25 protein-coding genes and 2 pseudogenes are annotated in these 22,258 nt (G+C 63.3%); 13 read left to right on the forward strand and 14 right to left on the reverse strand.

The features are described from left to right. Window positions 1–146 precede the first annotated feature (146 nt). Window positions 147–1,112 (reverse strand): AraC family transcriptional regulator, encoded by a 966-nt coding sequence (locus ABIB80_RS23440; RefSeq protein ID WP_354128524.1) that lies wholly within the window; start codon window positions 1,110–1,112, stop codon window positions 147–149. Window positions 1,113–1,549: 437 nt separating this feature from the next. Beyond that, entirely contained in the window at window positions 1,550–1,825 is a 276-nt protein-coding gene (locus ABIB80_RS23445) for a hypothetical protein (protein WP_354128525.1), read from the reverse strand. A gap of 311 nt (window positions 1,826–2,136) precedes the next feature. Here ABIB80_RS23445 and ABIB80_RS23450 point away from each other — a divergent pair, with 311 nt between their 5' ends. Further along, the gene (locus ABIB80_RS23450; RefSeq protein WP_219684024.1) at window positions 2,137–2,598 is read left to right on the forward strand and encodes a host attachment protein; all 462 of its coding nucleotides are present in this window, start codon (window positions 2,137–2,139) and stop codon (window positions 2,596–2,598) included. A gap of 30 nt (window positions 2,599–2,628) precedes the next feature. On the opposite strand, the gene ABIB80_RS23455 is transcribed toward ABIB80_RS23450, so the two are convergent. Further along, the gene (locus ABIB80_RS23455) at window positions 2,629–2,892 is read right to left on the reverse strand and encodes a hypothetical protein (RefSeq protein WP_007603106.1); all 264 of its coding nucleotides are present in this window, start codon (window positions 2,890–2,892) and stop codon (window positions 2,629–2,631) included. Window positions 2,893–3,181: 289 nt separating this feature from the next. Here ABIB80_RS23455 and ABIB80_RS23460 point away from each other — a divergent pair, with 289 nt between their 5' ends. From ABIB80_RS23460 to ABIB80_RS23470, 3 genes are all read left to right on the forward strand, one after another. Beyond that, window positions 3,182–3,628 carry a hypothetical protein gene (locus ABIB80_RS23460; protein WP_007603109.1) on the forward strand — a complete coding sequence of 149 codons (447 nt, stop codon included), beginning with the start codon at window positions 3,182–3,184 and terminating at the stop codon, window positions 3,626–3,628. A 102-nt stretch (window positions 3,629–3,730) separates the two neighbouring features. Next, entirely contained in the window at window positions 3,731–4,603 is an 873-nt protein-coding gene (locus ABIB80_RS23465) for a DMT family transporter (protein WP_219684022.1), read from the forward strand. Between the two features lie 97 nt (window positions 4,604–4,700). Continuing rightward, window positions 4,701–5,444: a hypothetical protein gene (locus tag ABIB80_RS23470; protein ID WP_219684021.1), complete on the forward strand. Its 744-nt coding sequence runs from the start codon at window positions 4,701–4,703 to the stop codon at window positions 5,442–5,444. Window positions 5,445–5,501: 57 nt separating this feature from the next. Here ABIB80_RS23470 and ABIB80_RS23475 read toward each other — a convergent pair whose 3' ends face one another. From ABIB80_RS23475 to ABIB80_RS23485, 3 genes and pseudogenes are all read right to left on the reverse strand, one after another. Then, window positions 5,502–5,831 (reverse strand): histone, encoded by a 330-nt coding sequence (locus tag ABIB80_RS23475; RefSeq protein ID WP_354128526.1) that lies wholly within the window; start codon window positions 5,829–5,831, stop codon window positions 5,502–5,504. A gap of 66 nt (window positions 5,832–5,897) precedes the next feature. Next, window positions 5,898–6,486 (reverse strand): annotated as a pseudogene (locus ABIB80_RS23480) (FAD-binding domain-containing protein); the annotation flags it as partial. Between the two features lie 7 nt (window positions 6,487–6,493). Further along, window positions 6,494–6,607: pseudogene (locus ABIB80_RS23485) on the reverse strand (deoxyribodipyrimidine photo-lyase); the annotation flags it as partial. A gap of 155 nt (window positions 6,608–6,762) precedes the next feature. Between ABIB80_RS23485 and ABIB80_RS23490 the strand changes: the two are divergent. Beyond that, window positions 6,763–8,493: a methyl-accepting chemotaxis protein gene (locus ABIB80_RS23490; RefSeq protein ID WP_354128527.1), complete on the forward strand. Its 1,731-nt coding sequence runs from the start codon at window positions 6,763–6,765 to the stop codon at window positions 8,491–8,493. Window positions 8,494–8,549: 56 nt separating this feature from the next. Here the strand turns inward: ABIB80_RS23490 and ABIB80_RS23495 are convergent, their stop codons facing one another. Continuing rightward, window positions 8,550–9,209 carry a peroxiredoxin gene (locus tag ABIB80_RS23495; protein WP_007603114.1) on the reverse strand — a complete coding sequence of 220 codons (660 nt, stop codon included), beginning with the start codon at window positions 9,207–9,209 and terminating at the stop codon, window positions 8,550–8,552. Between the two features lie 392 nt (window positions 9,210–9,601). Here ABIB80_RS23495 and ABIB80_RS23500 point away from each other — a divergent pair, with 392 nt between their 5' ends. Then, a complete protein-coding gene (locus tag ABIB80_RS23500; protein ID WP_007603116.1) occupies window positions 9,602–10,174 on the forward strand; it encodes a hypothetical protein in 573 nt (190 codons plus the stop codon). A 39-nt stretch (window positions 10,175–10,213) separates the two neighbouring features. Here the strand turns inward: ABIB80_RS23500 and ABIB80_RS23505 are convergent, their stop codons facing one another. From ABIB80_RS23505 to ABIB80_RS23525, 5 genes are all read right to left on the reverse strand, one after another. Continuing rightward, on the reverse strand, window positions 10,214–12,079 hold the full coding sequence (locus ABIB80_RS23505; protein ID WP_007603117.1) for an alkaline phosphatase family protein: 1,866 nt from the start codon (window positions 12,077–12,079) through the stop codon (window positions 10,214–10,216). Between the two features lie 915 nt (window positions 12,080–12,994). Further along, entirely contained in the window at window positions 12,995–13,312 is a 318-nt protein-coding gene (locus ABIB80_RS23510) for a response regulator transcription factor (RefSeq protein ID WP_035994724.1), read from the reverse strand. Between the two features lie 48 nt (window positions 13,313–13,360). Next, the gene (locus tag ABIB80_RS23515) at window positions 13,361–14,584 is read right to left on the reverse strand and encodes an ABC transporter permease (RefSeq protein WP_106944263.1); all 1,224 of its coding nucleotides are present in this window, start codon (window positions 14,582–14,584) and stop codon (window positions 13,361–13,363) included. Then, the gene (locus ABIB80_RS23520; protein ID WP_354128528.1) at window positions 14,581–15,306 is read right to left on the reverse strand and encodes an ABC transporter ATP-binding protein; all 726 of its coding nucleotides are present in this window, start codon (window positions 15,304–15,306) and stop codon (window positions 14,581–14,583) included. Before ABIB80_RS23520 ends, ABIB80_RS23515 begins: the two co-directional genes overlap by 4 nt. Further along, window positions 15,303–16,730: an efflux RND transporter periplasmic adaptor subunit gene (locus ABIB80_RS23525; RefSeq protein WP_007603121.1), complete on the reverse strand. Its 1,428-nt coding sequence runs from the start codon at window positions 16,728–16,730 to the stop codon at window positions 15,303–15,305. The genes ABIB80_RS23520 and ABIB80_RS23525 overlap by 4 nt, the downstream gene beginning before the upstream one ends. A gap of 644 nt (window positions 16,731–17,374) precedes the next feature. On the opposite strand from ABIB80_RS23525, the gene ABIB80_RS23530 reads away from it, so the two are divergent. From ABIB80_RS23530 to ABIB80_RS23555, 6 genes are all read left to right on the forward strand, one after another. After that, window positions 17,375–18,034: a response regulator transcription factor gene (locus ABIB80_RS23530; RefSeq protein ID WP_354128529.1), complete on the forward strand. Its 660-nt coding sequence runs from the start codon at window positions 17,375–17,377 to the stop codon at window positions 18,032–18,034. Window positions 18,035–18,199: 165 nt separating this feature from the next. After that, complete coding sequence (locus ABIB80_RS23535) at window positions 18,200–18,601, forward strand: hypothetical protein (protein ID WP_007603123.1); 402 nt, start codon at window positions 18,200–18,202, stop codon at window positions 18,599–18,601. A 119-nt stretch (window positions 18,602–18,720) separates the two neighbouring features. After that, a complete protein-coding gene (locus ABIB80_RS23540) occupies window positions 18,721–19,113 on the forward strand; it encodes a curlin (RefSeq protein ID WP_035994727.1) in 393 nt (130 codons plus the stop codon). Between the two features lie 31 nt (window positions 19,114–19,144). Next, window positions 19,145–19,522, forward strand: a complete 378-nt coding sequence (locus tag ABIB80_RS23545; RefSeq protein WP_035994730.1) for a curlin — start codon at window positions 19,145–19,147, stop codon at window positions 19,520–19,522. Between the two features lie 69 nt (window positions 19,523–19,591). Continuing rightward, window positions 19,592–20,011: a curlin gene (locus ABIB80_RS23550; RefSeq protein ID WP_283843468.1), complete on the forward strand. Its 420-nt coding sequence runs from the start codon at window positions 19,592–19,594 to the stop codon at window positions 20,009–20,011. A gap of 20 nt (window positions 20,012–20,031) precedes the next feature. Further along, window positions 20,032–20,322, forward strand: a complete 291-nt coding sequence (locus ABIB80_RS23555; protein ID WP_007603124.1) for a hypothetical protein — start codon at window positions 20,032–20,034, stop codon at window positions 20,320–20,322. 53 nt (window positions 20,323–20,375) lie between these two features. Here ABIB80_RS23555 and ABIB80_RS23560 read toward each other — a convergent pair whose 3' ends face one another. Beyond that, complete coding sequence (locus tag ABIB80_RS23560) at window positions 20,376–20,660, reverse strand: hypothetical protein (protein WP_007603125.1); 285 nt, start codon at window positions 20,658–20,660, stop codon at window positions 20,376–20,378. A 283-nt stretch (window positions 20,661–20,943) separates the two neighbouring features. Between ABIB80_RS23560 and ABIB80_RS23565 the strand changes: the two genes are divergently transcribed. Further along, window positions 20,944–21,384 (forward strand): hypothetical protein, encoded by a 441-nt coding sequence (locus ABIB80_RS23565; protein ID WP_007603127.1) that lies wholly within the window; start codon window positions 20,944–20,946, stop codon window positions 21,382–21,384. 1 nt (window position 21,385) lies between these two features. On the opposite strand, the gene ABIB80_RS23570 is transcribed toward ABIB80_RS23565, so the two are convergent. After that, entirely contained in the window at window positions 21,386–22,228 is an 843-nt protein-coding gene (locus ABIB80_RS23570) for a GNAT family N-acetyltransferase (protein ID WP_007603129.1), read from the reverse strand. Between the last annotated feature and the right edge of the window lie 30 nt (window positions 22,229–22,258).

Raw genomic sequence — 22,258 nt, forward strand, 5'->3', positions numbered from 1 at the left:
GCTTTCCACGGCATCTACACCTCCCGCAGAACAAAAGCGGAAAGTGTAACCCATGTGTCCGGTACGAACTGTCACCTATGTCTCGGGTCGCTCAACATGTTCCGAAGAGGCGTTGACAACAACGACCGTCGCAGCGGCCTGGCCCGTCAGCCTGCCGTCGGACCCGCTTGCCGGCCTCGTGCCAGCGTGTCGGACGGGGTTTCGTGGAAGATCGCGCGGTAAGCTGCGGAAAACTCGCCCAAATGGTGAAAGCCCTGGGCGCGCGCGCATGTGGCGACGGTGGCGCCGCCGCCCTTGAGAAGGCGAGACCGCGTCGCCCACAATTTTTTCAGGCGAATGTACTGGTGCAGGCTCATGCCACACACCTTGCTGACGGCGCCGCCGAGCGTCCGGATCGAGACGCCAAACTCGCCGGCGAGATCGGCGGTATAGATCGGAGCAGTCTGATGTGCAGCGACGTAATCGTCGATCCGCTGCACGAGTTTGATCGACCGCTCGCCCTGGACGGAGGCACTCCGGTCTGAGAGTGGATCGATGCGAAACAGATCGTCGAGCGCGAGCAGCAAGCCTTCCTGGAGATGGGCGGCGACCTCAGTCGTTTCGAACAAGGCCGGCTGCACCGACGCGGTTCGCAGAATGTCGAGAAGGAGCTGCCGTGCGTGGAGCAAAGCGGGGCGGTTCGCGCCGTGGGCCCGCAAATCGTCCGCCTGATCGAACCAGCCCCGGTCACTCAGGCCGGGTGAGAAGATGATCATCGCATGATGATTGGTCCGACGCTCGACGAAATGGCATTCATCGCTGCCGCGGAGCGCGATGAAGAAACGCGCGTCCAGATCCATGCCCTTGGAATTGACCTGAAGGTCGTCCGTCATAGGCAGGATCACCATCCCCCCGGGCATCCGATAGGCGCCGTCGAGGATGCGCGCGAACGAGCGCATCATGACGATGCGGCAGCCGGGCAGGGAGACGACAGCGCGAGCCGCCGCGAAATTCCGGACGTCGAGCGGAATGCTTCTCGCATCCTCCATCGACTCGATCGGCCGAAACGCATCGACGTCGGCAAAGCCGATCAATCGAAGCGCGGATGATGGGGCGAGGGCGTCGAACAACATGCGTGTGGCCGGCTGCCGCATATGACAATCAAATGAACGTCAGAACATCGCCATCAATGGCGAAACATCGCGTTTCAGTAAACCGGATTCCGGGCCGTAGTATTGCGGACATCATGGCATGCAGCCCGGCGGATCGATGTCGTCGTCAACGGTCTCGCGTCATCGGCTGGCCGGTGGCGAGGTCGATGAAATGCAGCCGCGTGCAGGCGGGACAGGCAAAGGAGGCAAAGCTCTGTGCCTCCTGTCTCTGTTGCTTCTCAAGATGTGTCTGCACATTCATGCCCGTCTGGGGACATCGAAAAACGATCAAATCGACCATCGTCGGAGAATGATGGCGTGGCGGATTTCGTCTTTGATCTAGATCAGTTTTGGAATGACTCCAGACCAACATCCTTGATCTCGCAAAAGCGAAGGGGCCCCGGAGGGCCCCTTTAGAATCACCAGCGGCGATAACGTGGTCCGTAGTAGCGCGGGCCACCATAATAGCGCGGCGCATATCGGGGACCGTAATAGGGGGCCGGGGCACCGTAGTATCCATAGTAGTTCGGGCGCCAGAAACAACGTCCCCAGGCGTCACAGACCATGCGGACCTGCTCGACGTCCGAGACCTGCGGCGTCGCAGGAGCTGGCGCGATGGGCATGGCAGACGCCGCCGGCGATGCGGCCAACGCACCCAACAGGGACGCGGCGACGAGGCCAATTCTAAGCTTCATGATGTCTTTCTCCGCTTACGCAATACAGGGATATCGAAGTTTGTTCTGATCAAATTGTGGCGGGAGCGAAATGTAATGCTGATGAACAGGTCTTCAGCCAGCCCGCCGCAGGCCTGACCTTTAGCTCCGCCAGACTATCCCAGGTTCGTGCTCTTGACCAATGCTGCGCTTGCGTTGCGCTCCGCGGGAAATCGCCGCCATCCTTGATCCCGCGCAACCAACTGTGCAGCTTCGCCCCTAAGCTTGGCGTCGTGGCCAGCCTTTCGAGCATTTCGAAGAGCCGGCTCGCGAGGTCGCTTTGGAGCTGTGCAATGGACAAAATGAGAATCGACAAGGGTGACTGGCTGGTCGTGTGCGACGGGCGCAAGGCGCTCATTCTGGAAAACCTCGGCGACGAGATGTTTCCGAACCTCCACACCAGGGAGGTGCACGAACAGCCCAATCCCTCGACCGGTGCGCAAGGGACCGACGCGCCGGGCAGGCTCCATGGCGCGGCCGGCAGCACGCGCAGCTCGGTAGAGCAGACTGATTGGCACGACGAGGCCGAGCGCGCCTTCCTGCGCGGCCTGGCCGGACGGCTCGATGCCGCCGTTAGCTCAGGCGAGACCTCGGCCTTGACCCTGGTGGCCTCGCCGCGTGCGCTTGGGATGATCCGCGCCGATTATTCGGACGTGGTGCGCAAGGCTCTCCAGGGCGAGGTCGGCAAGGACCTCGTCAAACTGCCGGTCTACGAGATCGAGAAGCAATTGCTGCTGTCGGGCGCCGCCAAATAGCTGCCCCCGCAGAGGACGCGCCTGCGCTCCTCAGAAGCAGGGGTGCCGGCGGCGGTCCTGGCCGACATAGGCGGCTGCGCTCTGGTAGCAATGGTTGGTCGACGGGCCGTCGTACAAGGCGAACGTCCCTGGCGTGATGCCGGGCCCGTAATTGTGCAGATAGCTGATCGGGTAGGGCAATGGGTTCGCGTAGTGGCGGTGGTACCGGTGATGTCCCCGCGCCTCTGCGAGGCCGGGGGCAAGGATTGCGGCCGACAGGGCTGCAATCGCGGCTACAAGCTTCAACTTGCTCATCTCGAATCTCCGGAACCCGCACGAATAGGTCAGCCGTTTATAACCAGTTCGGGCGGCCGGAGCACCCGTCTGCCGCCCGAAAACCGGGGCCAATCCCGCAGATTCCCGGGTGGGTGTGACAGAATTGCCGGTTCTATGGTCCAGACCTGCCCATTTTTGGCCTTTTCGAGATGCTTAACGAATTCCCCACACAAGTGTGACCAAAGAGAATTAGCTCAAGACTCCTGTTGCCGGCTTTTTGGGGTCCATAGGCCGGTCCATTCCTGAAGGCTTTCGCCGTCACCTCGCCATGCGCATCACGCTTCTGAGCCTGCTGTTGCTCTCGGTCGTCGCCGCCACGCCGGCGCGCGCCGAACTGCACATCACCCGCGACCACGGCGGCTATGTCGAGGAGTACAAGGCCAAGTACAAGCGCGTCCGCGAGAAGGGCGAGCGCGTCATCATCGACGGCATCTGCAACTCGGCCTGCACCCTGGTGCTCGGCATCGTGCCGATGAACAAAATCTGCGTGACGCCGCGCGCCAGCCTCGGCTTCCACCAAGCCTACTACGACAAGGCCTTCACCTTCGGCATCAAGGTCACCAGCGCGGAGGGGACGTCCGACCTGATGGCCTACTACCCCGACACGGTGAAGGACTGGATCCGCCGCAATGGCGGGCTCACCACCGATATGAAAAAGATCAAGAACGGTGTCGAGCTCTGGAAGATCATCGATCCCTGTCCGGACGAATGGTGAGCGGCTGAACCGTCCCGTCCGTCGCAGCGCAGCATCGTCTGAACGGAATTGGCCGAAATTCGCATTGCCGCATTGGCCCCCGGTGGGGCAATGAGTGCGGCAATGAACCACAATCAAGAAGCCCTGACCGCCCGCGCCGCGCCGATCCTGTTCGTCCTGCTTTGGAGCACGGGCTTCATCGGCACCAAATACGTCGTCAACAATGCCGATCCCTTGACCTACCTCGCCATCCGCATGGCGTTCGTGGTCGGTCTGATGGCAATCATCGTCGCCGTTGCCCGACCGAAATGGCCGGACCGTATCGGCATCGCGCACAGCGCGGTCGCGGGCATTCTCGTCCATGGCTTCTATCTCGGCGGCACCGCAATCGCGATCGCGCACTCGATTCCGGCCGGGCTCTCCGCGCTCATTCCGGGCCTTCAGCCGATCCTGACCTCGACCATCGCCAACCGCTGGCTCGGGGAGAAGGTGACGCCGGTGCAATGGGCGGGGCTCGTGCTTGGCCTCGGCGGCGTGGTGCTGATCCTGCACGGCCGTCCCATGACCGGCGAAGCCGGGCTCGGCTGGCTCGCCTCCGTGGTTTCGCTGATCAGCATCACGCTCGGCACGCTCTATCAGCGCCGCTACTGCAACCATATCGACTGGCGGGCCGGCAATCTCGTGCAGTACGTGTCCGTCACGATCTTCTTCGCGATCGGCGCCTTCCTGTTCGAGGACCGCGTGGTGCACTGGACGCGCGAGTTCATGCTCGCGCTGGCCTGGCTCGCCGTGGCGCTCTCGATCGGGTCGATCGGGCTGCTGTACTGGCTGATCCGCCACGCCGCCGCCACGTCTGTTGCAAGCCTGTTCTATCTGGTGCCAGCCGTGACGGCGCTGATGGCTTATCTGCTGTTCGGAGAAAAGCTCGATGCGCTGGCGATCGCGGGCATGGTGATGTGCGCGGCCGCGGTGTTCGTGGTCAATCGACGCTTCTAGGACCGGCGGGCCGGGCCGCCGGAATACATCCCTGACGTGCGGCGTGCGTCGTGCTAGGCTTGGGGCATTTCAGCCTCCCTTTCACACGGTGATTTCCATGAAGAAAGCGCGTCGTGCACTGCTCGGCAGATCCCTGAAGCCAGTCCGGATTGCCTGCCTCAACTACGCGGAGCCGATGATCAGCGGCCGCAAGATGGCCAGGCTCACAGCGGCGCTCCAGAAATGCTACGACAAGCACTTCCTGCCGGTGTGGGGCTATCCGGTCGACCTCTATGTCACCGAAAAGCCGAAGCCGGGCGACTGGCAGCTGGTCTATTTTGACAAGGCGTCCCACAAGAACATGCTCGGCCGCCATGAGCTGACGCATCGCCGCCAGCCGATCTCAAAGATCTTCGTCAAGGCGCTGGGCGATGAGCCGGTCAGCGTGGCGGCCTCGCACGAGCTGTTCGAGATGGTGCTCGATCCCATGGCCAATCTGTGGGCCGACAAAAACCCGAACACCCAATATGCCTATGAGGTCTGTGACGCCGTGGAAGAGGACACCTTCTTCGTGGCCGGCTTTGAGATGTCGAACTTCGTCTATCCCTCCTGGTTCGAACCGTTCAAGCACCGCCCGGGCACCAAGTTCGACCACAAGGGAACGTTGAAAGAGCCGTTCTCGATGACCAAGGGCGGCTACGTCATCAAGAAGGTCAACGGCAGGAAGGTGATCAAGGCGTTCGGCTCGCCCGAGAAGCGGCGGCGCTTCAACGCCGAGGACCGGCGAGGTCATCGCAGCGAATTCCGAGATCCGCAAGGCGTCCATCACCCGGGCCGGCGTGCAGCCAAGCGGCGAGGGTAGGGTATCGCTGGAGCCGTCTCCGGGCGCGTCCACACCCGGAGACCTCGGCCTTTGCGATCAGCGCTTGGCCTTCTTGGCCTTCTTTTTCGACTTGGCAGCTTTCTTGGTGGCCTTCTTTGCCGTTTTCTTTGCTGCTTTCTTGGCCGCCTTCTTCGACGACTTCTTTGCAGCTTTCTTCGAAGTCTTCTTGGCGGCCTTTTTCGAAGTTTTCTTCGCAGCCTTCTTGGCTTTCTTCTTGGAAGCCTTCTTCGGCGCTACTTTCTTTGCAGCCTTCTTGGCGGCTTTCCTGACCTTCTTCACCGCAGTGACAGCGGCGTCCTTGGTCGCTTCCACGGCGGTGGTGATCGTATCCATCGCCTGTTCAGTCATTGGCTTGTCGTCGTCCATATCGTCCCCCACGGTTTGCATGGAGCGATGACGATAGCGCGTTTCATAATTGTGTCAAAGCAACGCTCAACCTTTGCGGATCTTTGCGTAGGCGGCGAGCGCGCGCTCACGTCCCTTGGCATGATCGACGATCGGCTGCGGATAGCTCTTGCCGAGCGTGACGCCGGCGCTCGCAAGCTCGATCGGCATCGCCTGCCAGGGCTGGTGGATCAGCTTGGTCGGGACGTCGATCAGGAGGTGCTTGACCAGGTGACCACCTCGCACCTGGTTGTGCATCACGCCAGTGTGCCAGAGCTCGCGCAGGCCGGCGTCGACGATGGGATAGCCGGTGCGGCCGCGCTGCCAGGCTGCGAGCGCCTTGGCGTCGGGTTTCCATGGGAAGCCGTCGAAATTCGCTTGCAGGTTTTCGGTGGCAAGGATCGTGCAGCAGGTGCCGGCAGAACTCACGCCAGCCAAGCTCGCTCAGGAACTTGTCGACGCCGGGACCGATCGCGGAGTTTTCCGCCGCGGCAAACCGCGCGGCGTGCCAGACCTGGCGCGGGCTGAGCTCGCCGAACCTCAAATGCGGTAACAGATGTGAGGTCCCCTCCCGGTCCGGGCGGTTGCAGCGACTGCTCCAGCCACCAGCGCGCCGCGGCGCCCGGCGCTCGCCCGGCCGCGTCATCGAGCACATAGAGGCAGATCACCGGCGCGCCGGTCGTCGCAGCGGCCTTGGCGGCAGCGTGGAGGGCGGGGTGATCGGACAGGCGGAGGTCGTCGCGAAACCAGACGACGATGGGGGGGAGCGCTTGGCGTAGTCCTTAGCGTAGTTCTGGGCGTGGTCAGGGTGTCTTCGTTAACGATTTGGAAAGCATGTCGCGGTGGGAACCGCGTTAATGCGACCGTAAGCCGATTGCACGAATATGCAGGAATTACAGGAGTCATTCCATTCATGTACGGACGAGCAACGGCGAAGTTTCTGCCGCAATTCAAACTTGGCACCAAGGCGCTCCTGTGCGCGGTGCTGCTGATCGCCATGAATACGGCGCTCGTGGTCGGCGCCGGCTATTGGTCGCTCAGCTCCGCTTTCAATGATCGTGCGCTGCGCGATATCGAGGTGAGTTTGCGCACGCTGGCGCTGGCCTTTGCCGAAATCGTTCCCGACGCCAAGATCACGATGAAGGATGGCGCGGTCGCGCGCGCCGAGATTCCCAAGATGCCGGACTTCAGGGATCACGCCATCGTCGATCGCGCGGTGTCCTATGTCGGCGGCAACGCGACCCTGTTCGTGTTCGACGAGGCGAGCGGGCAGTTCGTGCGGCGCTCGACCAACGTGAAGAAGGAAAATGGCGACCGCGCCGTCGGGACCCAGCTTGCCGCCGATCACCCGGCGCAGGCGCTGCTGCGTCGTGGCGAGGCCTACAAGGGCCCGGCCACCCTGTTCGGCAAGACCTTCATGACCGCCTATTTGCCGATCGCCGACGCCAGCGGCAAGGTCGCCGGCATCCTCTATGTCGGCATCCCGATGGCCCAATTCGAGAGCATGCTGGCCCAGACGATCGAAAGCATGGCGGCCGCCGCCGGGCTCGCCGCGCTGCTGGTGCTGGTCCTGACCTTGCTGGTCGTCCGCCGTGTCACCAAGCCGCTCACCTCGGTGACGCGCTCGCTGACCGCGCTCGCCGAAGGGAAAAGCGACGTCGAGATCGATTGCGAGGATCGCGCCGACGAGATCGGCGAGATCGCCCGCACGGTCGCGGTGTTCAGGAGCAATTCGCAGGAGCGGGCGCGGATGCGCAGCGAGCAGGCGGCGGCTTCGGCTGCAGCCGCCGATCAGCGCAAATCCGACCTGCGCAATTTCGTCGAGGAGTTCCGTGGCGGTGTCGGCGGCATTCTCGACAAGGTGCTGACATCGTCAGGCGAATTCGAGCGCGCGGCGCGGCAGCTCACCGACACCGCGCGCTCCACCGCCGATCTGTCCGCGCGGTCGGCCGGAGCTTCCGAAAACGCCTCCGAGCACGTGCGTTCGGCGGCGTCGGCCTCGGACGAGCTGTCTCAATCGATCTCCGAAATCACCCGGCGGGTGCAGGAATCGAATGTCATTTCCGCTGAGGCGGTGCGGCAGGCCGAGGCGACCGATCAGCGCATCGCGCAGCTCTCCGAGGCGGGCGCGCGCATCGGCGATGTCGTCAAGCTGATCACCTCGATCGCCGAGCAGACCAATCTCCTGGCGCTGAACGCGACCATCGAGGCCGCGCGCGCGGGCGATGCCGGCCGCGGTTTTGCGGTGGTGGCCCAGGAGGTCAAGACGCTGGCCGGCCAGACCGCCAAGGCGACCGACGAGATCTCGAACCAGATCGCCAGCATGCAGCTTGCGACGGAGGAATCGGTTGTCGCCATCAAGGCGATCAGCCAGACCATCGAGCGCATCAGCGGCATCGCGGGGTCGATCTCGGCTGCGGTCGAGCAGCAGAAGAGCGCGACCCAAAACATCGTCGCCAGCGTTCGCGCGGCGGTATCGGGCACGGCCGATGTCGCCGTCAACGTCCGTCAGGCCGCCGAGGGTGCGAACGAGACGGGTGAGACGTCCAGCCGGATGTTTGCCTCCGCCCAGGCGTTGTCGGGCGAGAGCCTGCATCTGAAGGCCGAGGTCGAGGGCTTCCTCGAACGCGTACGCGCGGCGTAAGAGCTAACATCGTCATCCCGGGCGGCGCTGACGCATCGCCCGGAATGACAGTTCCGTTATTTCGGCTGCGGCACGATCCGGATGTAGGGCTTCGGCTCCTTCCAGCCCTGCGGGTAGATCGTCTTGGCCTCGTCATTGGAGACCGAGCCCGCGATGATGACGTCGTCACCCTGCGACCAGTCGGCCGGGGTCGCGACGCGGTGCTTGGCGGTGAGCTGGAGCGAGTCGATGACGCGGAGGATCTCCTGGAAGTTCCGGCCCGTCGTCATCGGATAGACCAGCACCAGCTTGATCTTCTTGTCCGGCCCGATGATGAAGACGTTGCGGACGGTCTGGTTGTCTGCGGCGGTGCGGGTGAGGGGATCGCCCGAGATCGCGGCCGGGAGCATGCCGTACAGCTTGGAGACGTTGTAATCGGTGTCGCCGATCATCGGATAGTTCGGGGCCGCGCCTTGCGTCTCCTTGATGTCCTCCGACCATTTGGCGTGGCGGTCGACCGGATCAACCGAGAGGCCCATCAGCTTGACGCCGCGCTTGTCGAATTCCGGCTTCAGCTTGGCGAGCGCGCCGAGCTCGGTCGTGCAAACCGGCGTGAAGTCCTTGGGGTGCGAGAACAGCAGCGCCCAGCTATTGCCGATCCAGTCGTGGAACTTGATCTTCCCTTCGGTGGTCTCGGCTTCGAAGTCGGGGGCGGTGGCGCCGATCGGAAGTGTCATGGTTCTACCTCATGTTATTGAATTTACTTGCGAATTCATCTTGGACCGTGGTGGCCATTATAGGGGCTCCACGATCCCAAGTGAACGCTAACTGAACTGCTTCAAGTAAAATGTGAATTCCTTCTTTGAAGGCCTGATTTCCTAGCACCTTTTTGTTACAGCCGCGCCTGCGGCGAAACATCTCCACCGGGGCTATACGGGCGCGATTGCCCCGAGAAAGCCTTTTATGACTTCCATCACGCTCGCCCGTCGCTTCCCAGAACCGAAATGGTCCTGACAGCGACCAATTGGCAACCATCTCAAAAAGTCGCGACCCCCGTACCGAATCATTAACCACCCCTTTACGCCGGCATGAAAATGCTGGCCGATCAGAAGAAATCTGGAAGTGAACTATGTCTGCCGCTGCGCATAAGTCTATTGAGTCGCCGTCCCTCGAACCGTCCTGCCGCGATACCTCGGCCCATGCACTGACCATCGTGCGCGACGGCGTGATCACGGGCGAAGGTCCGACCACCAAGGGAAGGGTGCATTTCTCCCGCTCGCTCGATGCCGATGACACCGCCTGGTGCGCCCGCATCCTGACCGCCACGGCCGTCAACGACCAGCCGATCAGCCGCACTGAGGCCGAAGTGCTGTTCGAGATCAACGAAGCTGCGACCGAGCGTACCGATGGCGGCCGGTTCGACGACCTGCTGGCCAAGGCGGTGGCCCATTATGCCGCCAGCGCCTCCGGCCTGAAGGTACCGCCGCGCAGCGTCGCGCTGTCGGCCGAGTCCGATATCGAGGGCTGGGCGCCGTCCTATGCCTCCAAGGTCAACAGCGAAATGCTGGAGTGGATCGCCGGCCAGATGCGCGGCAAGCGCCACAACAACCGTCGCCTGATGGCGATGGTGGCGACCTTCCTGGGCGCCACCGCGCTGCCTCTGGCGGGCCAATTGCCGAACGTGTTCGACATCGGCATGTAAATTCTGCGCCTCTCACGAGGACGCATTTGAGCGGCGGGGTTATTTCCCCGCCGTTTTTTGTTTGCCGGTATCCGGCTCCAGCCCGAGCGTGCGGCCCGGGAAGCCGGCAGTGTCGAAATAGCGCTGGCTGCCGACGCGCTGGAAGTTCAGCACGGTCTGCAGGCCGTTCTCGGACTTCTTCGACTTCTCGCCCCCTTTGTACGCCTTCGGCATGATGCCGTTGGGCAGGGCCTCCGACATCACGCGGCCGACGAGGCCGCCGTTCTGCGAACTGCGCAGGCCGAGGAGCTGGGCGGCCGTCATGCCGACGTCGGCATTGCTCACCGGGATCTCGCTGACATAGCCGGCTTTGAAGTCCGGGCCAATGGCGGCCATGAAGTTCATGGTGTCGCCGCGGCTGAAGCTGCCATGCATGCCCTGGCCCTGGCGCAGCACGGTGTCGGCGACCTGCACCGAGCAGTTGGTCGGCGCCTCGCCGCAATCGCTGGCATAGGAGCGGAAGTTGACGACGATCGCCGGCGTCGGCGTCGCCGCCTTGCCGCGCAGGTTGATGCTCGACAGCGGCAGGGTGCCGGGGAAGCGGCCGAGCGAGTCGTCGACAAACAGGCCGGAGACGTAATCCTGCTCAAGCAGCGTCTTGATGGTCCTGGCCGCCAGCTTCTTGTCCTTGTTCGGCAAATAGATCAGGTCGGAGCCGCCATTGGTGGCGACGACGAGATCGGGCTTTTCCGGATCCTTGCCGAGCACGCCGTTGCCGGCCTTGGGATGCTTGTTGCCCTCGACTTTGGCGTTCTTGTCGTTGGGATCGAACAGCGGCAGTTCGAGCGCCTTGGCGAGGTCGAGCGCCAGAAAGCCCATCGGCAAAAAGTCCTTTGGCGTGTCGTCATAGCTGAGCTTGGCCGAGGGGCTGGTCTTGCTTTCCTTGGAGATGGTCGAGAAGCCATGGTCAGCCTGGACCATGATGTTGGTGTTTGCTGCAAGGCCGAGCTCGTCCAGCGCCTTGCGGAGCTGGGCGAGGTTGTTGTCGGCATTCTTGATGCCGGCCATCGAGGTCGGCCCGTTGATGCCGGGCATGATCTGGTTGAGGCTGTCGCCGGTGTTGTGCTGACTGCCGTCGGGGTCGCGCGACCAGAACACCAGCACGAACGGCTTGTTGCGGGCCTTGAACATCGGCAGCACGACCTTGGCCGCGACGTCGGCGAAATAGGCCTGCTGCGCGACGTTGGCCACCGTGGTGCCGGGCGTCTTGGCATCGCCCGCCTTGGAGTTGTCGCCGCGCGGCGGCGTTGCGAGGGGCAGGCCGGCCTTGGTGAGAGCGGCCTTGACCTCGTCTGACAGCGCCACGCCATTTTTGCCGCCGGTGGCATCGTCGAACACGACCGAATGCAGGCCGGTCTTTTCGGGCTTGTCGGTGTGGTCGAACTGATAGGTCGGGCCGTGCTTGCCGAGCGCGGCCGTGCTGTAGCCTTTGTCCCGAGCCAATTTCAGGATCGTGTCCTCGTTGAGATAATCGCCCTTGAAATGCTCGTCGATGTCGCCGAGCACGGCGTCATTCTCGATGAAGGGGACGACGGTGTCGCCGGCGGGCACCGAGGTGTAGTTGGTCCAGATCGTGTTGGAGAACACGCCGGTGTCGCCGAGATAATGGCCGGTCGACATCGCCGAGCCGTTGGCCATGGTGAAGGTCGGGAACAGCGAGTGCGAATTCTTGAAATTGACGCCCTTGTCGCGGATTTCGGCCATTGCGGGGGCGGTCTCGGGTGTGACCTTCAGCGCCCGCAGACCGTCGGGAATGAACAGGATCAGGTTACGGGGCGTGTTGTTCTCGGCGGAGGCAGATCCGGTCGAGAGTCCGGCGGACAACACTGTCAGTCCGGCTGACAGCAACACCAGTGAACGGCGCATCAAAATCTCTCCCTGCGAGGCGGCTTGGCCGCCAACCGCGGCCCCCGGCTTCGTTTAGTTTCGCTGCATGACGGTTTTGTTACAAGAGCGGAGCGGCATGCAAAGAAGGGGAGGGGCCCCGCTCTGCGCGGCGTCCGGGGCACGAGATCGCGGTGTCGGCAGGCAACTGCTTCAGCATCGTCATTGCGAGCGTAGCGAAGCAATCCAGAATCTTTCCGCGGCGGCAGTCTGGATTGCTTCGCTGCGCTCGCAATGACGGAGTCTTTGGGTGGCAGCGTCACGCTTCCATTCACATTTTCGATCGCAGACGCACCTTCGCATCCTCGCGGCGCATTCGCCCGAGCTTTGCTTCGTCGCCTCACCCTCGATTGAAAGAGGGCGCAGGGAAGACCGGGTGCCGGCTGGCACCCGCGGTCCACTGTGCGAGATTGTCGTAAGAACAATGCACAGCGGCATACAGGTGAAGCCAAAACATCCGGCCTTCCCTGCGCAGTGGTTTTACGGCTTATGTCGCGCTCTCCCCGGGGAGCGATGCACTATTGCCCCCGTCGCCTTGCGGATGGCTGATCCGTGTGCCCGGTTGGGCACCCCACATCACCGCAACGCTTGGCGCACAGACCCCGGGCGCCAGGACCACACGATTTCGCCGTACGCCGATCACACCGGTCGTGTGCGCGAAGCCTTCACTCACGGTTGCCCGCCCTGCGAAGCCGTTCGCGCCGATGTGGCCCACGTCCACCGCCGTCCGGCCCGCGTTCGTGACGATCGCGATACGCCCCTCTTCCTTGGGTCGGAGTGAGAAAATTCCTAACAAAAATCCGAATTCTAATAAAGAGAAATATTTTGTCGCCGGTCCGTTGACCCCGGATTTGGGTGTTTCGTCTGAGACGACGCAAGAGATTGTGGCCGGAGCGGTCAATCCGGCGCGGTCGGCACCGGCGTATTCTGCGCGACCGCCTTAGCCGGCGCTGCCGCCGTGGAATTGCGGCCGCCATTGGCCAGGTTGCGGCGAAGCGATGGCGGCGCCGCCTGCAGGGCAAAGATGATCGCGATCTGGGTCCGGTTCTGGAGGCGGTATTTGCGCATGATGTTGCCGATATGCGCCCGCACCGTGTTCTCCGAGATTTTGAGCTCGTACGCAATGTTCTTGTTCTGCATTCCGCGTGCGATCAGCATCATCAGGTCCCGCTCGCGTGGCGTTGGTGTGATCGGATGTTTCGAATCCGGACTCATGACTGCTCCTCCGTGGCCTCTGGTCGACGCGAACACCCCAGCATGTTCTCACTCCGTCTTGAGTGCCTCGATCGGACTGAGCTTGGATGCCTTGTGGGCGGGATAAAAACCGAAGATCAGGCCGGTCGCGATCGAGAAGGCGAGGGCAAGGCCGATCGCCTGGCCATCAATCGAGGTGATCCATCCTGCCATGCGAGCGACCGTCATCGAGAGCGTGACGCCGGCACCGACGCCGATCGCCCCGCCGAGCAGACAGAGCACGAGCGCCTCGCAGAGAAACTGAAGCCGGATGTCCCGCATCCGCCCGCCAAGCGCGCGGCGGATTCCGATTTCGCGCGTGCGCTCGGTGACCGACACGATCATGACATTCATGATGCTGATGCCGCCAACCAGCAGCGAGACCGAGGCGATGGCGACGAGCAGGAGCGCGACGGTGCGGATCGCTCCCTGCTGCGCTTCCATGGCGGCGGCCGGATCCTGGACCTTGAAGTCGTCCTCCTGGCCGGCGGGAATACGGTGCCGCTGCCGCAGCAGGTTTTCGATCTCCGTTCGCGCCCCCGCCATCTGTCCGTCCGCAGCCACCTTGGCGATGATGTAGGCGACCGAATCCCGGTTGATGTTGCTTGCGCTGCCGAGGAAGCGCAGCTTGGCGGTGGTGAGCGGCACGAAGGCAACGTCGTCCTGCGCCGGTCCCTTGCGATCGAGGACGCCGACCACTTCGAGCGGCACCTTCATGATCCTGATCTGTGCGCCGATCGGGTCCTCGCCGGGCGCGAACAGCTCATGCGCCACCGTGCTGCCGAGGATCACGACCTTGCCGGCGCCTGCCTCCTCGCTGCCGGAAAAATAGCGCCCGGTCGCAAGCTGCCAGTCGCGCACCATGAAGTGCCCGGTCGTCGTCCCGTTGATGGTCGTGTTCCAGTTCTTGCTCTCGTGAATGACCTGCGCCGTTCCTGCAATCGAACCGGCCGCGGCCTGGATCTCGGGGATCTGCTCGAGAATCGCCTGCACGTCGCTCTCGGTCATGGTCAGCTTGCTGCCATCCTTGAGACGCACGCCGCCCTGGTAGACCGCGCCGGGGTTGATCATCAGCACGTTGGCGCCGATCGAGCGAATCTGCTCCTGCAGGCGAAGCTGCGCGCCGGACCCGATCGCAAACACGGTCACGATGGAGGCAACGCCGATCACGATGCCGAGCATGGTGAGGATGCTGCGCAACGGATTGAGGCGCAAGGCGTGCAACGCGATCTGAAAGCCCTGGAGCATCGTCATGGCGCAGAACTCCGTTTCGGCAGGATCGGAGCCAGCGTTTCGTCAGCAACGAGCGCGCCGTCATGCAGGCGGATCGTGCGCCGGCACTGGGTCGCGATCCCAGGATCATGCGTGATCATCACGATGGTCTGGCCGGTCCGGTTGAGCGCGGCGAACAGGGCCAGTATCTCGGCGCCGGTACGGCTGTCGAGCGCGCCGGTCGGTTCGTCGGCGAGCACGATCAGCGGTGAGGCGATCAGAGCGCGCGCGATCGCGACGCGCTGCTGCTCACCGCCCGAGAGCTGCCGTGGGAAGTGGTGGGCCCGGTGCACCATGCCGACAGCCTCCAGGCTCTGCTCGGCGCGGGCCAGACGCTCCTTGCGGCTGATGCCGCAATAGACCAGCGGCAGCGCGACGTTCTCAATCGCATTGTGGCGCGCGAGCAGATTGTAGGACTGGAATACGAAGCCGATGCTGCGGGCGCGCAGGGACGACCGGTGGTCTTCCGAGAGATCGGCGACGTCGGCTCCCTCGAGATAGAGCGCACCCTCGCTCGGCAGGTCGAGCAGCCCGATCATGTTCATCAGCGTCGATTTTCCCGAGCCGGACGGTCCCATCACCGCGACGATCTCGCCTCGTTCGATGTCGAAGCTGACATTGCGCACCGCAGCCACCGCTACTCCGTCGGCGCGATAGGTCCTGGAGACCGACTGCAAGCTGATGAGGGGCTGGGGGGCCGTCATGATCCGAACCTGATGCCGAGAAACTCCATGCCGGCTGGCCGGATGGCCTGACCCACGGCGACCTGGCTGCCCTCGACGAGGTCTCCGCTCCTGAGCGCGACCTGTTCGGTGCCGGCCGCGCCGACAGTCACGGGAATACGCCGGAGTGAGCCGCTTGCGGTGCGCGCCCACACCCCACTGCGCGCCGCGGCATCCGGCTGCGTGCCGGAGGGCTGGAAGCGCAACGCGGCAAGCGGCACTTTCAGCACGTCATCCTGCCGCTCGATCACGATCTTCACCAGGGCCGTCATGCCGGGCAGCAACGCGCCGTCGAGATTGGAGGTCGCCAGGACGACGGTGTAGGTCACGACGTGCTGCTGGTTCTGCGGTGCCTTGCGCACCTGCCGCACCACCGCCTCGAAGCGGCGGTCCGGGTAGGCATCCACCGTGAAATGGGCGCGCTGGTCGGGGGCGATACGCCCGATATCGGCTTCGTCGACCTGCGCGTGAATTTCCATGTCCTCCAGTCGGTGCGCGACCACGAACGTGGTGCGCGATTCCAGTCCGACCGCGAGCGTCTGACCCTCGTTGACGAACCTGCCAACGACGACGCCATCGATCGGCGAGCGGATCACGGTGCGGTCGAGATCGGCCTGGGCGGCAGCGAGAACGGCCGCCTTCTCCGGCACGGCCATGCGTGCCTGCTGCAATTCCGCCTCGATCCGGCGGATATCGGCCTGCGCGCCGTCGACTGAGTAGGCGTTCAGGGACATGAGGACTTCGGCTTCGCGCTCTTGGGCAAGCCTCGCGGTGAACTCCGTCTGGGCGTCATCCACCGCCGTTACCGCCACGACGTTTTGTGACTGTAGAGCCAGCTTGCGCTGCAAGGTCTTCTGCGCCGACGCCTTGACCGCCTGCGCGCTGTCGAGCTTGGCTACGAGGACGTCTCTGCTGCCCCTGGCGTTTTGCAGATCGATCCTGGCGCGGTCGAGCTTGGCCCGCTCGATGTCGACAAAGGAGTTCGCCACCGCCACCGCCGCCCTGGCTTCGTCGACCTTGGCCGCAAAGCTGCGCGGATCGATCAGGGCGAGCGGTTGATCCTTGGTGACGGTGTCGTTGAAATCGACATAGACCCGGGCGAGCTGCCCGGACAACTGGGAACCCACCTCGATCGTCTTGACCGGCTGCAGGGCGCCGGTGACGGTGATGGTCTGCTCGATGCTGCCGCGCTGGATCGAGGCATAGCGGAATACGGGGGCGTCCGATCCGAAGCTCCGTGCGTCCCGCCCGACGGGTTTGAGCAGCCGCTGGGTCGATTCATAGGCGCGGGCCGCCTTCTCCGCGGCGCTCCCGGCCGCGTCGCTGATCACGGCTGGCCGGGCGGCGTAGACCGCGGCGAGGCCACATGCAGTTCCGAGCAAGGCAATAACTGGCACAAATCGCATATCAAAAACCCGCCTCTTGAAATGGCGTCGTTGGCGGCAAGGACAAATATCGCGCTATGGTTGTAAACGCGCTATGGTTGTAAATCTCAGAAAACGCAGTCGATCGTCAGTGTGTCGCCGCTGTAGGGGCGACGGTCGGGCGCGCTTGATGATCCAGAAGTAAAGTCCGCGGGGTGCTGTCTTTCGTGACTTGCCGGAAATGCATACGGAGCGTATCGATATGACGCGCGCGGTATCGAACTCGACAAGCTGACTGAACGTCCCGTCTGTTCTGGCCGAAGCGGCCAGCGCTGGGCGTTCAAGTCGGCACGTGGGTGGCGACGCCATGACGCAGTCGGCGATACCGAAGTTCCGACGCCAGATCGTCGCATTCCCGGTCGTTGCGCTCCCGATTGTCGCATTGTCGATATTGCGCCTCGCCATGATGCCGCAGGTCGCGAGGGCGAATCCCCCCAATCACGAAACCCGATATGTGAACGCCTTCACTCGTCTTGAACGGGTGTTGGCCCTAAGACGTCGAAGCGGCGGATCGGAGCGACTCGCTCGATCCCCGCGAATTCATCCAAGCACCTTGATCTCGCTTGCAAGAAGAATGGATGGCTCGTTGCTTGTTCATCGAGCCCCAAGCCGGGGAGCCCGTTGCCATGAGTTCAGGTCAAGCTACAGTTTATATTATTGACGACGAAATTCAGATTCGAACTGCGATTGGAAATCTCTGCGAGGAGACCGGGCACCAGGTGAAATTGTTTGCGTCGACCGACGAGTTTCTCGGGGAGAGTATTTCCGGCGGACCTTCATGCCTCGTGCTCGACGTCCGCTTTCCCGGCACGGCGCCGACCGGCCTCGAGCTTCAGCGCCGGCTCGCCGAGACCGGCGTGCTCATCCCGATCGTCTTCATCAGCGGCCATTCCGACGTCCGCGTCTCGGTTGAGGCCATGAAGCGCGGCGCAGTCGAGTTTCTTCCAAAACCCTTTCGCGAGCAGGAGATCCTCGACGCGATCAGGCATGGCATCGAGCGCGACCGCAGGCGGCTCGAACGCGAAGATAGCGTGCGCGAAGCTCGCCAGCGCGTCGAGACGCTGACGGCGAGGGAGCGCGAGATCGTGCTGTTGATGGCGGAAGGTCTCGTCGCCAAGCAGATCGCAGCGAGACTCGGGGTGAGCGAAGTGACGGCCAAGGTCCATCGCACCAGGATGATGCGAAAGCTGGAGCTTCGTTCGCCGATCGAGGTGGTGCGGTTGGTCGACAGCATGGGACGCGAAGAAGAGACGTCACGAATCGGCACGGGACAACCTTACAGCTAGTGCCGCTGGCACCAAGCCGCCGTGCAACGTCTAGTCCGTAGCGATTAGCATGAACTGCAGTCTGTCGCACGCAGCACGATCGGTTCAAAGTCTGTCCTGCGATGTCGGCCTCCTCCAAGACGGCATCCGAACCCAGTCAGAGAACTTAGCCAGAAAGGATATTCCATGCGCAAATTGTTTTTTGCTTCCGTTGCCGTGCTCGCCCTGTCCTCCGCCGCGCAGGCCGCCAACACTTCGACCACCGTGCAAGTGGGCGCCGTGAACGGTTCCAGCGTCTCGCAGCAGGGCCTCACCAACGACACCTCGTCGACCAGCCAGCTCGGCATCATCAACAGTGCGACCACGATGCAGGGCACCAGCGCGGTCTCGCTCAACAACGGCAGCACGGTGAACCAGATCGGCGTGCAGAACTCGGCGACGACCGGCCAGGTGGCGTTGGGCAACAACGGCAGCGCGATCACCCAGAACTCGTTCGGGCCTGCCGCGCTCCAGAACAACGCCGCCGCCGTCGGACAGCTCAGCGTGTTCGGCATCAACGGCAGCACCGTCTCGCAGACGGCGCACTAAGCCAGCCCCGTTTGGCCGGACGCGTCAACTGCGGCGCGTCCGTGCCATCCTTGAAAGCACCGCCTCGGGCGGGACGACTCGGTAAGAGCTTGTCCGCCGACTTTCGCGGAGGAAATGTCATGCATCAAAAATATCTCGTTGCCACGATCGTCGCGTTCAGCCTGCTGACCGCCGTCGATGCCCAGGCCGGCAACTCGGCCAGCGTGCTGCAATTCGGCACCACCAACAACTCCTTCATCTCGCAGAGTGGCGGCACCAACAACAGCGCCACCACGATGCAATTCGGCGCCACCAATACTGCGACCACGTTGCAGATGGGTTCGCTCCTGACCGTCAACACCTCGGTAATCGGGCAGGGCGGCACCACCGCGACGGCGTCCAACACCGCGTTACTCGGCCAGGCCGGTGGCTCCAATTCGAGCCTGATCGGCCAGATCGGCGCGAACAACGCGGCGGCCGTCGGACAGCTCGGAATTCTGAACGGCTCGACGATTTTGCAGCAGACTCCTTGATCGCAAATCTTTTTCGATAGCGAGGCATGTCATGAGGCATTTTTCAGGCGCCGCCTGTGGCGCATTTCTCACCTTGTGTTGCGTGGGCGCCGGCTCGGCCGGTGCCCAGACCGCCGACATCAAGACCATCGTGTCGCTCGGCGGCCCGCCGGTCGTGCTGAACCAGAACAGCCAGCTCAACATGGCCGGCGTGTTCATGATCGGCGGCAGCACCAGCGCGACCGTCACTCAGAACGGGACGAACAACGCGACCGGAATCCTGCAATTCGGCGGGACGACGTCGGCATCGGTCGGGCAGGCGGGCGTGAATAATATCGCGTTCGTCGGCCAGGCCGGCCAGTCCACCAGCAGTTTCCTGTCCCAGTTCGGTGCGTTCAACTCGGCGACTGTTGTCCAGAATAGCCATTGAGCCGGCGCGGCCTCGTCGTCAGAAATGGAATGGGGGCAAGCGATGAAATGCGCTAGGCTACTCCTGGCATTGGCGGCATTGTTCGCCGTCAGCGTCGCGTCCGAGGCATCCGCCGGATCCGTCCAGCGCGGCGTGACAAACCGGAACGTAAGCATCGAAACGATCGTGCAATTCGGCAACGATGTCCAGCCGGTCACGATCGAAGAGAACAGCCGCATCAATATTGCGCGTGTCATCCAGATCGGTGGTACGGGAACAGTCGATGCGACGATCATCCAGAACGGCACGCGCAATTATGTCGATGTGATCCAGGTGGGTGGCACCACCAATGTGGCGATCGGTCAGTCGGGCGTGAGCAATATTGCCGACATCACGCAGGTCGGCAATTCCACCAACGCCCTCCTGCTCCAGATCGGAGATATGAACACGGGAACGGTGCGACAATTCGGGCGCTTCAACTGGCTGTCGATATTTCAGTTCAGCCGGTGATCGCGAAGGTGAGGTGCAACATGAGGTTCATCGTACTTGCAGCAGGAATGAGCATCATGACGGCGATGACAGCCGGGCCGGCCGGAGCTGGCGAGTCGGGTGACGGCCATACCACAATTGTTCAGGACGAGAATGGCACGTCCGTCATTACCCAGAGCGGCGATCCGGCGCAGGCCGAGGTCAAGATCGAGAAGGAGCCTGGGCGCACGACGGTCTATCGCCGCAGCGGCGGCAACACCGCCATCGTGTCGCAGGGCACCGGAAATCCGCAGGATATGCTGGACTGGCTGCGCAAGCAGCAGGGCCGCTGACGCACGAAGGCCCATCGTCCGTGATGGACGATGGGCCACGTCGTGAGCGAGCGCTACCAGCTGCGATAGACGCCGGTCACGGTGCCGTTGTTGTTGCCCTCCGGGCCGACATCGCCCTGCGTCGAGCTCGGCGCCGGATGGTTGGTGCCGTTGAGCGCACCGTAAGGTCCGGCGACATCCGGATAGTACGCGCGTGGCTGAACCGGTTGGTAAGCGGGAGCGGTGCGGTCCCATCCCGCGCGCGGTCCGTTCCAATCATAGCCCTGGGCCGAGGCGGCCGCCGTGCCCGCGACGAGTGAAGCCGTGATCAGGCAGAGGAGTTTCGATTTGTTCTGCATTGGAGATGCTCCTTGCTGGTGTCGGGAGCCAACGACCGCAGTGCGGGAGCGTTCCGGGCGTTGTCGGCCGAAGCGATCAACTCCGATCAACTGGTTATGAAGTCCGTTTTCCCGGAACACCTGCCACATCAGTCGGGATTCCCGGGCGTCTTGCCGCAGTCTGTTCCCTGTTAATCCCGTGCCTTAACCAATAATTAATTATACGTTTGCGGGTGGGCGACAGCCCGGCCTAGCGTGTCGCGGGGAGCCGCTATCCGCGAAGCCAAACGAGTTGGTGCGTATCATGATGTCCAGATCATTTGGGGCGTTGCTCGCCTCGCTCAGCGCAGCCGCGCTGCTCCTTGCCCCCAGCGACAGTTTTGCCAGGCCCGGTGGCGCCGTCGCACATGCCGCCACGCCTTCCGGTCCGGCGGTGCGTCCGCCGATTGCGCCGGGCGCCAGGTTCCGTGGCCGCAACACGCCCTGGGTCTACTGGCCGGGCGGCGGCGGGTTCTACTATGACAATGCAGGCTACGGTCAGCCTTTCGCCGAGACCGCCCAGCCCGTCTCCAGCGACGTTCGCTACACCTATACGTACGACGTTCCCTGGGATTGGACGCATCGCTTCCCGCCGAACGTGGTGCCGTCCGACCGGCCTTACGTGCCGAGCTGTCCGACGGAGCAGGTGACTGTGCCCGGCCGCGGCGGCGGCGAGCACACCGTCAACATCATGCGCTGCTACTGAGCTAGCCCAGCTCAAAACTGGTCACGCCGAAGACGCGGTCGATCCGCAGCCGCGCGATCGGTCCTGTGTACATCCGCGCCGTCTCGAACACCGGCTTCAGCCCGAGCTTTTCCGCGAGCGCAATCGCCTCGCGATTGACGGCGGGGACGTCGAGGAAGATCTCGCCGCCGTTTGTGCTCGCCAGCAGGGCCTGCACGATTGCGTCCGCCGCCGCGCGATCGTCGGCGACGAGCGGGCCGATCTTACGGCCGGCCCGGCACGGTCGGATCACGCCCCATGCGGCGAGCTTGCCGTCGCGCAGCAGCGCGCGACCGACATGTCCTGATGTGCCGATCCAGGCACGCAGGAAGGCGCCGCGCGGAGCCGGGAACACCGTGGCATCGTCGGCTTCAACGAACGTAAACGGGATCGTGTCGAGCGCAACGACATCGGCGGGCGGCCTCGGTGGCGCGGCGACGAAGCCGCCATAGCGGACATTGGCGTAGGCAAGCTGGAAGCCGGACTTTCTGTAATTGTCCTGCTGCGCCACCACGCCGTCGAGGCCGATCACGCGAGCGCCCGCATGCGCGATCGCCGCGTTCCAGATGCGCAGGCCGTGGCCTCTGTCGCGAAAACCCGATCGCACGATGTAGAATCCGAGAAATGCAAAGCGATCGTCGTAGTTGACGCAGGAGACGGTCGCGACCGGCTCGCCGTCGATCTCGCCGACGAAGAAGCCCCTCGCGTCCGGGATCGCGAAACAGGCGGCATCGGAGAGGCCCGGATTCCAGCCTTCCGCCGCGGCCCAGTCGACCGCGATGGCGATCTCCTCGGGCCGCAAATTGCGGATCTGCAAATCGCTCATCTTTCAGGTCGCTTTCGACGGTGGACCTTC

The sequence above is a fragment of the Bradyrhizobium sp. i1.15.2 genome (assembly GCF_040548425.1).
GTDB lineage: Bacteria > Pseudomonadota > Alphaproteobacteria > Rhizobiales > Xanthobacteraceae > Bradyrhizobium > Bradyrhizobium canariense.